The organism is Bacillus sp. F19 (assembly GCA_023823795.1).
In the GTDB taxonomy this organism is placed as follows: Bacteria; Bacillota; Bacilli; order Bacillales; family Bacillaceae; genus Bacillus_P.
Genome location: CP085710.1, coordinates 829,267 through 842,381, shown reverse-complemented (window position 1 = coordinate 842,381; position 13,115 = coordinate 829,267). Strand labels below are relative to the sequence as shown.

General features: G+C 39.6%; 9 protein-coding genes, 1 pseudogene and 1 riboswitch. Of the genes and pseudogenes, 7 read left to right on the top strand and 3 right to left on the bottom strand.

Annotation, left to right across the window (positions count from 1 at the left end; genetic code table 11):
- Nucleotides 1-452: 452 nt before the first annotated feature.
- The gene (locus LIT25_04425; GenBank protein USK34613.1) at nucleotides 453-767 is read left to right on the top strand and encodes a hypothetical protein; all 315 of its coding nucleotides are present in this window, start codon (nucleotides 453-455) and stop codon (nucleotides 765-767) included.
- A gap of 170 nt (nucleotides 768-937) precedes the next feature.
- Nucleotides 938-1,096: a hypothetical protein gene (locus LIT25_04420; GenBank protein USK34612.1), complete on the top strand. Its 159-nt coding sequence runs from the start codon at nucleotides 938-940 to the stop codon at nucleotides 1,094-1,096.
- A 280-nt stretch (nucleotides 1,097-1,376) separates the two neighbouring features.
- On the opposite strand, the gene LIT25_04415 is transcribed toward LIT25_04420, so the two are convergent.
- Entirely contained in the window at nucleotides 1,377-3,644 is a 2,268-nt protein-coding gene (locus tag LIT25_04415; protein ID USK34611.1) for a PBP1A family penicillin-binding protein, read from the bottom strand.
- 348 nt (nucleotides 3,645-3,992) lie between these two features.
- On the opposite strand from LIT25_04415, the gene LIT25_04410 reads away from it, so the two are divergent.
- The 3 genes from LIT25_04410 (at nucleotide 3,993) to nhaC (ending at nucleotide 6,671) form a co-directional block, all read left to right on the top strand.
- The gene (locus tag LIT25_04410) at nucleotides 3,993-4,511 is read left to right on the top strand and encodes a universal stress protein (GenBank protein USK34610.1); all 519 of its coding nucleotides are present in this window, start codon (nucleotides 3,993-3,995) and stop codon (nucleotides 4,509-4,511) included.
- A gap of 189 nt (nucleotides 4,512-4,700) precedes the next feature.
- Nucleotides 4,701-4,982 carry a hypothetical protein gene (locus tag LIT25_04405; GenBank protein ID USK34609.1) on the top strand — a complete coding sequence of 94 codons (282 nt, stop codon included), beginning with the start codon at nucleotides 4,701-4,703 and terminating at the stop codon, nucleotides 4,980-4,982.
- 285 nt (nucleotides 4,983-5,267) lie between these two features.
- Entirely contained in the window at nucleotides 5,268-6,671 is a 1,404-nt protein-coding gene (nhaC, locus tag LIT25_04400; GenBank protein ID USK34608.1) for a Na+/H+ antiporter NhaC, read from the top strand.
- A gap of 132 nt (nucleotides 6,672-6,803) precedes the next feature.
- On the opposite strand, the pseudogene LIT25_04395 reads toward nhaC, so the two are convergent.
- Nucleotides 6,804-8,159: pseudogene (locus LIT25_04395) on the bottom strand (IS1182 family transposase).
- Between the two features lie 139 nt (nucleotides 8,160-8,298).
- Nucleotides 8,299-9,132 carry a D-amino-acid transaminase gene (gene dat, locus LIT25_04390; GenBank protein USK34607.1) on the bottom strand — a complete coding sequence of 278 codons (834 nt, stop codon included), beginning with the start codon at nucleotides 9,130-9,132 and terminating at the stop codon, nucleotides 8,299-8,301.
- A gap of 247 nt (nucleotides 9,133-9,379) precedes the next feature.
- Nucleotides 9,380-9,563: riboswitch (cobalamin riboswitch) on the top strand.
- 195 nt (nucleotides 9,564-9,758) lie between these two features.
- Between dat and LIT25_04385 the strand changes: the two genes are divergently transcribed.
- Both LIT25_04385 and LIT25_04380 read left to right on the top strand, forming a co-directional pair.
- Complete coding sequence (locus tag LIT25_04385) at nucleotides 9,759-12,035, top strand: ribonucleoside-diphosphate reductase subunit alpha (protein ID USK34606.1); 2,277 nt, start codon at nucleotides 9,759-9,761, stop codon at nucleotides 12,033-12,035.
- Nucleotides 12,036-12,050: 15 nt separating this feature from the next.
- A complete protein-coding gene (locus LIT25_04380; GenBank protein USK34605.1) occupies nucleotides 12,051-13,094 on the top strand; it encodes a ribonucleotide-diphosphate reductase subunit beta in 1,044 nt (347 codons plus the stop codon).
- Nucleotides 13,095-13,115 lie beyond the last annotated feature (21 nt).

Here is a 13,115-nt window from a genome sequence, read left to right as displayed (position 1 = left end):
TCACATTTAACTTTTTCATGTTAAACCCCTCCTTTTACCGATTTATTGTTTTTTATCCTTAGATAGATTACCATATTTTTCATTATTTTGTCAATTGGGATTTTTCATTATTTTCTGCTTCATGTTCTATGATTAATCTTCTACAAATATAGCCGTTCCATAGGCAATAATTTCAGATGCATTCTGCATAACGGCAGAGCTCTAATAAAGTACACATCGATACTATGTGAAGAAAATGAGTCAGGAAGCTGAGGAGCATTAAGATGGATTGCATGAACCACCCTCTTTGAGCTGCATCTTTTCATCTGCTTTTCTGAAATCGACCCCCATAAAAAGAGCACCAAATAGGTCCATATCACTATTTTCACCTTCTGTATGTTTCAAATAACAGAAAACAAGGTAAAGAACTGTAACAAACAACAAAAGTTCAGGAAAATTGAAGGAGGAAAACAATGAGCCAGTTAGTTTCCACTAGCCTATGTACCCAGGATCAATTAAGAATGGATCAAATTATCAGATTGAATCAGCTCGCAAAAAACTATAAAGGAAAGGTGTACTTCTTAGCTGGAAAACGAAGCATCGTCGATGTCTCAAAGTTTCCTTCTTTGATTACTTTCTTTCTGATGACATCTGGATCTAATCAGATGAAAGTGCTGATTGATGGGGATAATCCGAGCGAGATCTTGGCTGAAATGGACATAATCTGTTCAACCGAATCAAGATTGTCATCTAATTTTTTAAACACAGCTGAAAAAGTAAAGGTATAAAATCAGTTAACCCTTACAAAAGATAAGGGAGTATGAATTACTTACAGACATCAGAGAAAAGGAGATTATGACTTATGATCAGAACTATTTTAATCGTTATCGGAGCAATTGTTGTTATCGGCTGGCTGCTTAATGTAATTCTATAAAGATAAACAAGGGAGAGGAACCTTATGTCTGAACATAAACAAGTAAACGTTGAGAGAAAAGAAGAGCATAAAACGAACAATAGTCTTCTTGGAGCCACTTTTATTAAATATGCAGCATATTTGGTTATATTCTTCGGTATTATCTGGTTTTTAATTACTTATATTTTACCAATGTTTCAATAACTAATTTCAGTTTTTTAATCCACACTCTGCATTGCAGGGTGTGTTTTTTATATTTACTAAGATTCCGTCCTGACTGAGAAACTGGACAAAGCTAAAATGATTTTCATAGACTGCCCATTCTAATTCATCTCCCTAAATTCAATTTTTTATCAATCGGTTTTGAAGAGTTATCAGCCGAATTCCGAAATTTATCTACTTGAAAAAAATTAATCACCCTAACCTGTTAATGAGAAATAGTCCGTAAAAAAGCTGAACGAATTGATCTCGTTCAGCTTTCCTCTTAATTTCCTGATGTATCTCCGGTGTCAGAGCCGCCATCTGCCGGGGGCTCTGCCGGCGGTTCCGGTTCTGCCGGTTTTTCTTTGTTTTGTTTTTTCTCTTCTTCTTTTTTACGTTCTTCTTCTTTTTTAGCTTCTTCCTCTTCTTTTCTAGCCTGTTCTTCTTCTTTTTTAGCTTGTTCTTCTTTGCGTTTTTGCTCTTGTTTTTGCTCTTCTTCCTTTTGCTTAGCCGCATCGGCTTTTGCTTTTTCTTCCTGTTTTAAGCGTTCCTGTTCTTCCATTCTTGCCTGTTCATCTCGTTTAGCTTTTTCATCGGCTTCTTGTTTTCTTTTTTCTTCTTGTATCTTTTTGATTTCTTCATTAGAAGGATCTGTTTTCTTTTTCTTTGACTTGCTTTCCGTTTCCTTGAGAGGAGGAAGATTAAAATCCTCCGGTTTTTCATTTTTAAGGGCCGCATCCATAATAACTTTAAATAATGGTGCAGCTGTCGCACTGCTTGATGTGTTCAGATAATTGTTTTGATCTGTTTGATCGTAGCCAAGCCATATGGCTCCAACAACGTTAGGAGTATATCCGACAAACCATTGATCTTTTACTCCATCTATTCCATCAATACCAAGCTGTGTGGAGCCGGTTTTTCCGGCCAGCTCATGATTTTCAAGCTGTGCTTTTTTCCCTGTTCCTTCTTTTACTACCCCAAGCATCATATGGGTCATTTTTTGCGCTACTTCCTTTGTTGTAACGTTTGTTTCTTTCTTTTTCCATTCTGCAATCGTATTTCCCTGAACATCTACAATTTTGGTAATGGCATGAGCCTCAACACGGGTTCCTTCGTTTGGAAAAGCAGTGTAAGCTTCTGCCATATTCAGAGGAGACACGCCTTTATCAAGACCCCCGAGACCTAAACTTAAGTTCTTGTCATTCTCGGTAATCGGCAGGCCAAAGCGTTTAGAGGCATCAACGCCTGCTTGTACGCCTATTTCATTTAGCGCCCATACAGTCGGAACGTTGTGCGACTTAACTAGAGCCTCATACATAGTAACCTCGCCATGATAGCTGCCGTCGAAGTTTTTAGGGGAATACCCGTTGATATCAAGCGGTTCGTCTTTCAATTTCGAATAAACGTCCATCCCGTTTTCTAAAGCAGGTGTATAAACAGCAATTGGCTTCATCGTCGAACCAGGCTGCCTTTTCAGCTGAGTTGCCCTGTTAAACTGTCTGAATGAATGCTCTCCTCTTCCACCAACAAGTGCCTGTACTCCTCCTGTTTTAGGGTTGACGAGGACTGCTCCGCTTTGAACGAGCTGATCGCTCTGACTATCAGGAAAATTAGCATCATCCTTATAAACCTCTTCAATGGATGATTGCATATCCTGACGCAGCTCTGTATGAATTTCAAAGCCTCCTGCTAAAATTTCATTTTGAGTCAGGCCATATTTTTTAATGGCTTCTTCAATGACATGATCCACATAGAAAGGATAACGTCCCTTATATTCATCAAGTTCCTTTCTTTCGAGCACGACTTTTTCATTTTTCGCTTCATTCATTTGTTCATCCGTTATGAACTTTTCTTTTTTCATTAAACTTAGGACAACATCCCTGCGGTCTAATGATTTTTCGAGATTTTTCACAGGAGAATAGTTCGTCGGCGCTTTAATTAGTCCTACTAAAATAGCAGATTCATTTATTGTGAGATCAGCTGCTTCTTTTCCAAAATAAACTTTAGCTGCTCTTTTCAGCCCCCATGCTCCTTCTCCGAAATAGATTTTATTAACATAGAGTTCTAAAATTTCTTCCTTTGAATATTCTTCTTCAATCTTTTTTGCAATAAAATACTCATCGAACTTCCGTTTAAACGTTTGATCCTGAGTCAGCAGCGTATTTTTGGCAAGCTGCTGAGTGAGTGTGCTTCCTCCCTCAACTACGCCTCCAGCCGCCACATTCTTAAAAGCAGCACGCATAATGCCGATATAATCGATACCGCCGTGACTGTAGAAATTTTGATCTTCCGTAGCTTGAAGAGCTTCGTAGAAATGCTCCGGTACATCCTGATAATCTACCCACTCATTTTTAGAGGTTGAAATTTTGCTTGCAATCTCGCCATTTTGATCATAAATAATAGTTGGTGCATTTGCTCTTTCTTCTAATTTGCTGACATCCTGTGATGCGATGACTACATTATGTACCATAAACACAAGGATGATTGCCAGCAGTACGAAAATAATCAGCTTTGTAAATACACCCTTAGTAGAAAATAGTGACTTGACCATTAGTAACCCCCTGATATTAGAAAAGCGCAAGTGCCCGTTTAGCTCCCGCAGTCAGATAAGAATCCGGCAGAAAAGTCCGGGTTTGATTTTTTTGGCGGATTTAATCTGGCCGAGCAGTTGGGCAATGGAGCTAGACATCAATGCGTTCAATTCTATTCTTTTATAATTTGAAAATAAATTCTTCTACTTATTACCCTAATTATCAAAGGTGTACGCCTATTTAGGAAAAATTGTGTCTGTCCGGTCCTAAATTCTTTATAAATTCGTTTTCTTTATGTTAATTGATTATTTTTTCAGAAAAAGGGTATTTATCTATAAACACATTTTCTCTAGAGAGGATTTGATAAAATGAACACGTTTAAACATATAGTGGTAGCCTATGATGGACAGGATGAAAGTCAGGCAGCTTTAAGAACAGGAATAGATTTGAGCAAACAATTAGAATCCAGGCTGACTGTCGTTCACGTTTTCCAAGAAGAACACGCGATGCGCACCAGAGGAATTCAGCCTGTTATTCCAAGTGCACCTGCCAATGGCTATTTGACAGACAATCTGCAAAACTATCCGGTCGCGCCTGACCCGTCACAGCAGCTCGATCAAACTCACACCCAGCATGATTATTTTGATAACGCAGATCAAATGGTTTCAAGAATCAGGATGAAAATGGATGAGAATCAGGCTATTGGAGAGATTGAAATCTTATCAGGTTCTCCATCAGATGCGATTTTGAATTATGCAGAAGAAAAAAATGCTGATTTAATTGTAATGGGCAGCAGAGATTCAGGCGGCCTCAAAAAATTGCTGTTTGGCGGAGTAAGCGATAAAGTGTCCCATAACTCAGCTATTTCGGTGCTGATCGCAAAATAACTTAGCAAACGAATGCTCTCCTGCATTCGTTTTTTGTCTTCATTACTATTTTTTCAGGTTTATCCGATGTTTCAAAGGAGATCAACGACCTCAGAAAATAAAATCGTTTGCAATTGACTTATAGAAGAGCTGTATGCCTCCATTCTCTTTTGGATATAAATAAATTATCCATATTCAGGAGGACAGCTGATGAGTAATTTAAATATTGTTTTATATGACATTCATGAATACTTTATCCTTAACCCAAATCTTCTCCGTGCTTCAATTGAAGATGCAGAGCATCTTGAAATGCTGAGCGGTAAAGTTTCTATGACGAATAAAGCTTTGAAGCTTCATTTTAGAGATGTTCATGATGAAGAGTATCACAACACCCTAATTCCAGTGTTAAATAATAATGGCCACAACATACATTTCCACTATGGTGAAGATGATACCTTGTATATATACAAAAAAGAAGAGCAGGCCAGTTAGAGCCTGCTCCTCTTTTTTTTAGATTTCTAATTCTTCGCTAAGCCTATGATATGGAAAAAAGACAGTATTTCTATCAGATTGGCAAGTATTTATTCCGTTCTGGCAAGTAAAAGTGTTATTCCGGGAAGTAAAAAACCTGATTAGGAAAGTAATGAGATTTTGATCTTCGTCACAAGGTTTTTCTTCCTATTTTTCCCCAGTTGACATAAGTTAATAGATTGATATAATACTTTTATACACAAAAGCACAAAAGCGTTCAAGTATAAAAGGAAGGAATTACAAGTTATGAATCATTCCAAAACCGTTCCATTTGGAACTGCAGTCATGGTTTTTCTATCGATGATTGCCATTATATTTATCAGTTTATTTTACTTAAAAACAGAACCGCACCTGCCGCTGATGCTGTGTATTGTTTTATTAAGCGGAGTTGCCTTCATTTATAAATTTTCCTGGAAAGAGATCGAAGCAGGTTTAGTAAAAGGAATACAAAATGGCGTTCAGCCCATAATTATCCTTGCATTAATCGGTATCCTGATCGGTGCTTGGATGTTCAGCGGTACCATTCCAACCGTCATGATTTATGCACTGAATCTGATTGATCCTGGTTCGTTGCTCATTTTGACTCTCATTTGCTGCACCATTATCTCTTCATTAGTGGGAAGCAGTTTCACAACTGTGAGTACAGTTGGAGTCGCTCTTATGGGCGTTGCCATTGCTGCAGGTGTTCCTGTCGAGTGGGCTGCGGGCGCTGTGATTTGCGGAGCTTGCTTTGGGGATAAGATGTCGCCAATGTCCGATACGACAAACTTTTCATCGGGCGTTGCATCCGTCAATATTTTTACACATATTCAGCATATGTCCAAAACAACGATTCCTGCTTTTTTAATTACAGCTTTTCTTTTTTGGTACATGGGTACAACCTTAACTATTAATGCGGCAACTTTGGCTAATATTGAAGAAATCATGACAGTGATGCAGCAGCATGTACAGATCAGTGCATGGACGCTCCTGTCTCCCCTGCTTGTGATTGTCCTTGCAATGACAAGAATACCTGTCATTCCTGCTCTTGCAGCCGGAATCGGGACTGCCGGTGCAATCGGACTCTTATTTCAAGATCAAGCTACGTTTGCCCAATTTTTAAATGTGCTGCAAAACGGCACTTCGTTCAGCATTGAACATGAAGTGGTTCAAAACATGCTGAATCGCGGAGGACTTCAGTCCATGATGTGGTCGATTTCTCTTATTATGATCGCTTTTGCTTTAGGCGGTTTAATGGACACTCTTCAGCTGATACAGACACTGTTGAACGGCTTAATTCAGCGAATCAAAGTAAAAGGTCAGCTGATCCTTGCTGCAGTTTGTTCGTCAATCGGAGTCAACTTAGTAACAGGAGAGCAATACCTTTCTATTTTTATTCCCGGTCAAGCTTTCAAGAGTGCTTTTGAAAAACTGAACATAGAAAAGAAATACCTATCAAGATCACTTGAGGATGGAGGTACTCTCGTCAATCCATTAATCCCGTGGGGAGTCAGCGGAGCGTTCTTTGCACAGACACTTGGGGTCGATGTTATTCAGTACATTCCGTTTGCGTTCTTCTTATATCTTTCTCCTTTGTTCAGCATTTTGTTCGGGTTTCTTCCTGAACGTAAAAATAACAGGAAACCAAACTTAGAATCAATTGCATCTTAATAAAAAAAGGAAAGAGCTATGGCTCTTTCCTTTCAGATTGTAGACAAAAGGCATTCGGATGAACTCTATCCGAATGCTTTTTGTCATTTCTAGGGCTAATTTGATGTTTGTAGGCCTATTCGTTGACTATTTTTATACCGCTTTCGCTGGCTTCCATGTCCAGGATGCCAACTTTTTCAAGTTCATGGCAGCAAAAGTAAGCATCGCCTGCATGGACAATTTTTTGAGTCCTCTCAACGTTGTCCAACGCATACCATGCTTTTCTTTTGCATCTGCAAAGACACGCTCTATCGTTTCTTTACGTTTTGCATAAATTGTTTTGTTCTCTTCTGTATGACGAAGGTGTTCAGCTTCATCTAAGTATTCTTGCCAGAGATGCCTTTCAATCAATTTCTGATGATTTTGGCTCTCCGTACATTGGCTTAGGAATGGGCAATTTTCACAAACCTTCGGATCGGAAGAGTATTGTCTGTATCCTTTTTTCGTAGTAGTTCTGTAAGGAAGCACTTGATCGTGCGGGCATATGTAACAATCAAAATGTTCGTCGTACACATAATCACTTTTCTTGAAAAATCCATCTTTTGTTTTTGGCCGTGTATAAGGAAAAACCGGACGAATTTCTTTTCGTTCAAATAGTGAGCAAGAGCAGGGTTCTTGTAAGCAGCATCGGCAGCAACAGCAGCAGGTTTCTTGTGAAGCTCAGTTACTTGATCAAGTAGAGGCTCGAATATTGCACTGTCGTGCACGTTACCAGGCGTAACGATTGTCCCCAGAACAAATCCTTTTTCGTCAGAGGCTGCGTGAAATGAGTAAGCGAACTGTTTTGTTCTTTCATCTTTTACGTAATAGCCACTTTCCGGATCCGTCGTACTTTCTTTAATCTCTTTCTCTTCCGGTTCAAATTTATCTGGGGAAAAGGCTTTTCCGTTTTCTTCGCGGTCTAGATTGAGTTCGTTTTGGAGCCTTTCCTCATATGATTTCGTTTCTTTTCGTACGATTTTTTTTCTGATACTTTCGTTTATTAGCACTAGCCTTTACGTGAGTTGAATCAATAAATACCTGTTCTCCATTGACCAGTTTCTTATCAATCGCCTCTTTTAAGATGCGGTAAAATATCTGCTCAAACAGATCTGTATCCTTAAAGCGCCGTTCATAGTTTTTACCGAATGTTGAGAAGTGGGGCACCTTGTCATGAAAACCAAAACCCAAAAACCAACGGTAGGCTAAGTTGGTTTCAATCTCTTCAATGGTTCTTCTCATGGATCGAATACCGAAAAGGTATTGGATGAAGGTCATTTTAATCAATATGACCGGATCAATACTTGGACGACCTCGATCTGCGGAATAGACTTTCTCTACTAATGGATAGATGAAAGAAAAATCGAGAGCTTGTTCAATTTTACGGACTAAGTGATCTTCCGGCACCAACTGTTCAAGTGTAATCATTTCTAGTTGATCGCGATTCATTTGATTATTTTTAGACAACATCCAAATCACCTCTGTATTGTTCTATTTTCATTATATAAAAAAACTGCCGACAAATCCCCCAAAAAGGGGGGATTTGTCGACAGTCTGAAAGGAAAGAGCTATGGCTCTTTCCTTTTTTTATAATGATTTGAACTTTTGCTTAATCTATCATTTCCTCAAACAATCGCTGAAGTTCTCTCGTAACCGGCCCCGGTACTCCCTCACTGACTTTCATTGAGTCAATCTCAATAACTGGAATGACTTCACTGGTTGTTGATGTAATAAACGCTTCATCAAGGTTTACAAGATCATCTGCTTTGATCATTTCTTCGATTAGCGTTAAACCGTTTTTTTCACACAGCTCAACAACCTTCATTCGTGTGATGCCATTTAAAATCAAGTTATTAGCAGGATGAGTATAAATCACACCGTTCCTTATTCCGTAAAAATTTGACGAAGAGCCTTCTGTTATATGCTCGCCCCTGTGCAGCAGAGCCTCATATGCCCCATTTTCAAAAGCTTCCTGCTTGGCAAGGACATTCCCAAGCAAATTCAAACTTTTAATGTCACATCGGAGCCAGCGGACATCCTCCATCAAATGCAATTTAATTCCTTTTTCCTGCTCTGCTGCAGGTTTTGAACAGGGAATTGGATAGGCCACAATTTGAGGCTTAACGTCTTGCCCTGGAAAAAGGTGCTTCCTCCCTGTTACGCCCCGTGTGATTTGCATATAGACCGCACCATCCTGCACTTGATTTTTGCTAAGCAGCTCATTCAGCATCGCCGTTAATTCCTCTGCTGTATTCTGCAGGACAATTTTAATCTCTTTTGCACTTCTTACAAATCGTTCCATGTGCTCTTTCATCGCAAAAAATGAGCCATTATATATTCTGATAACCTCGTACACACCATCCCCGAATTGATATCCTCTATCCTCAAAATCAATGGATACTTCGTTTTTCTGTTTAAATTCACCGTTTAAAAGTATGTACATATGAAGGCTCCTTTGTTTAGATTGAAGGCTGTTTTCAAAAATAAATCGGATCAAATAAATGAGATTGAATGAAAAACTTCCTCTCCCTATGTTATGATGAAACACGCTGGTCTGTAAAATGGTTTTACATTTTTATTTGAATTTTTAGCAGATTTCAGTTGAAATTTCTTTTCCTGTCCATTATGATGAAATTAGCCAAAAACACAACATATTGATATTTAATGAAAAATACAATACTACATATTGAAAAACAACAGCGAGCAAAGGTGCCAATTTATTGGCTTAAAAGGGAATTCGGTGCAAATCCGGAACTGTCCCCGCAACTGTAAGTGTGACGAACTGAGATTACCACTGTACAAGATTAAGTATGGGAAGGACTCAGCGCAGAATGATCACAAGTCAGGAGACCTGCCATTTGATTGCTTATAGTTTCGAATTCTTCGGGGACTGAGGAGATGGAACGATGGTTAATAATAGGACTGCTTGCACCCTTTTATTCTATCGTTTGATCCGCTCATGATCCCATGAGCGGATTTTTTTAGGCATAAAAATTCAGCTCCCCGTTCAGAACCAGGAGCTGACAAGGGCGCTTGCGCTTTTTTATTATTTTTTTAGGAGGATGTCAAATGGCAACCACAATGGCAACTATTATTTTTAATGAACTGACACTTGAAAAATCCCCATTTTCAGAAAAACGGATTAAGAACTTCATAGATGAAATCGGACACGACTTCAAAGAGCTTGACCTGGATGATTACAGCACAAGAATCATCCAAAGCATCGAAGGCCGAAATGATTACACAACATCCCAAATCTCCAATCTCCTTATTCTCGAAGGCCTCTCCAATATTAGTGAGCTTGAGCCTCAATGGACTTACTTTTGTGCTCGCATTTATCTAAGAAAGCTTTATAAGGAAGCTGCATTCAACCGCAATCAGCATAATGGATATGATTCGTTTCTGAACCTGATCAAAACACTCACTGATAAGGGCATATACAGTCCGCATTTGCTTAACGCTTATTCACATGAAGAAATAGAAAGCCTCTCTTCCATCATTCAGCCGGAAAAAGACAAGCTGTTTACATATATTGGACTTCGCACTCTGTCTGACCGCTATTTAGCAAGAGATTTTGATAAAAAAGTATTTGAACTGCCTCAGGAACGTTATCTGGTCATTGCCATGACACTAATGGCCAATGAAAAGACAGAGCATCGTCTGCAGCTTGTCAAAGAAGCATACTGGGCACTCAGCAATTTGTACATGACCGTTGCTACACCGACGCTTTCAAATGCAGGCAAGCCTGTTGGCCAGCTGTCGAGCTGTTTTATAGATACAGTAGATGATAGTCTGCAAGGAATCTTTGACAGCAATACAGATATTGCAAATCTTTCAAAATCAGGCGGAGGCATCGGAGTTTATTTAGGAAAAATCCGCAGCCGCGGAAGTGACATCAAAGGCTTTAAAGGGGTCTCATCCGGTGTAATCCCATGGATGAAGCAGCTGAATAATACGGCAGTAAGCGTAGATCAGCTCGGTCAAAGAAAAGGAGCCATCGCTGTCTATTTGGATGTGTGGCATAAAGATATCTTTTCATTCCTTGATTCAAAGCTGAATAATGGCGACGAACGTTTAAGAACTCACGATTTATTTACAGGTGTCTGCTTGCCGGATCTTTTCATGGAGCAGGCGGAAAACCGCGGCGACTGGCATTTATTTGATCCGCATGAAGTCCGTAAAGTAATGGGGTATTCCTTAGAAGATTTCTACGATGAAGGAAAAGGCTTCGGCTCGTTCCGCGATAAGTATTGGGAATGCGTCAATCATCCTTATCTATCTAAACAAACCGTACCTGCTATTGAAATTATGAAAGGCATCATGAAAGGCCAGCTTGAATCAGGCACCCCATTCATGTTTTATCGTGATGAAGTGAACCGCAGCAATCCGAATTCACATAAAGGCATGGTCTATTGCAGCAATCTATGTACAGAAATCACTCAGAATCAGAGTGCAACGACTATGGATGAGCAATTCACAGAAGACGGCAAAATCATCACCGTTAAAACGCCGGGAGACTTTGTTGTCTGCAATCTGTCATCTATTAATCTGGCAAGAGCTGCCGATGATGAAGTGCTGGAGCGCCTTATTACCATCCAGGTCAGAATGCTCGATAACGTGATTGATCTGAATGACATACCTGTGATGCAGGCTAAACTCACCAATCAGAAATACCGCGCAGTGGGCCTTGGAACATTCGGATGGCATCACCTGCTTGCTTTAAAACGTCTGAAATGGGAAGACGAAGAAGCCGTACAGTATGCTGACAAATTATATGAAGAGATTGCCTTTTACACGATCCAGGCAAGTATGAAGCTTGCTGCTGAAAAAGGAGCCTATCCAGTTTTTGAGGGATCAAAATGGCATACCGGAGAGTATTTCGAAAGCAGAGATTACACATCTGAAAATATGCCATGGGATGAATTAAAACAGCAGGTAATGGAAAAAGGGCTTCGCAACGGCTACTTAATGGCGGTGGCGCCAAATGCTTCAACCTCCATTCTTGCAGGCAGTACAGCGAGCATCGATCCAATTTTCCAAAAAATGTACTCTGAAGAGAAAAAGGATTATAAAATACCTGTTACTGCTCCAGATTTAAATGCCGAAACCACATGGTACTACAAGTCAGCTTATTTTATTGATCAAATGTGGAGCATCAGGCAAAATGCCGCAAGACAAAAGCATATTGATCAATCGGTTTCGTTTAATTTTTATGTACAGAACACGATAAAAGCAAAAGAATTGCTGAACTTGCACCTATCAGCCTGGAAGGCAGGTTTAAAGACCACCTATTATGTCCGGTCTACTTCAAGTGCCATAGAAGACTGTGAGTCTTGCGCGAGCTAAAAGGAGAGAAAAATCATGACACATTCATTGAAAGCAAGGTCAATTATGGATGCCGGGGCACCAAACCGGTCCACAGCCATTATTAACGGCAGCAGCTCCAATGTATTGAATTGGGACGACGTTTCCTATCCCTGGGCTTACGCAAAATATAAAAAAATGCTGGCAAACTTCTGGACACCATTTGAAATTAATATGTCCGGCGATATTAAGCAGTTCCCCCAATTATCACAAGAAGAGCAGGATGCTTTTCTGAAAATCATCGGTCTGCTGGCACTGCTTGACAGCATCCAGACCGATTATGCGGGGAAGGTCTCAGAATATATAACAGATTCAAGCATTAACGCATTGATGATTATGCTTGCACAGCAGGAAGTCATCCATAATCATTCATACTCTTATGTTCTGTCAAGCATTGTTCCGAAGCACGTGCAGGATGAAGTATTTGAATATTGGAGAAGCGAACCTATTTTAAGAAAGCGGAACGAGTTTGTCACGAATGGGTATCAGGACTTTGCCGAGGAGCCCAATGTCAGCAATCTTCTTAAATCCATTGTGTATGATGTCATTCTTGAAGGTCTGTTTTTTTACTCAGGTTTTGCTTATTTCTACAACCTTGCCCGCAATCAAAAAATGGTCGCTACAAGCACGATGATTAACTACATTAACCGTGATGAACAAATACACGTAGATTTGTTTGTGAAAATCTTCAAAGAAGTGCTGCGCGAGTACCCGGAATATCATACAGAGGAACTCGCAGCTTTTGTCAAAGAAACCTTTATGGAAGCTGCTGCTCTTGAAATTGAGTGGGGACGCTTTATCATAGGCAATAAAATAGACGGAATTCATATGAAGGACGTTGAGGATTATATAAAATTTTATGCAAATGTCAGGTGCAATCAGCTGGGCTTTGAACGTCCATTTGAGGAAAACCGGACCAATCCGCTGAAGTGGATTAAAGCTTATGAAGAAGTAGATCTCGGAAAGTCTGATTTCTTTGAGCAAAAATCACGGCAGTATACGAAAGTCAACTCCATCGACAACGGATTTGATGACCTGTAACATATAACAAAACCAATGAAC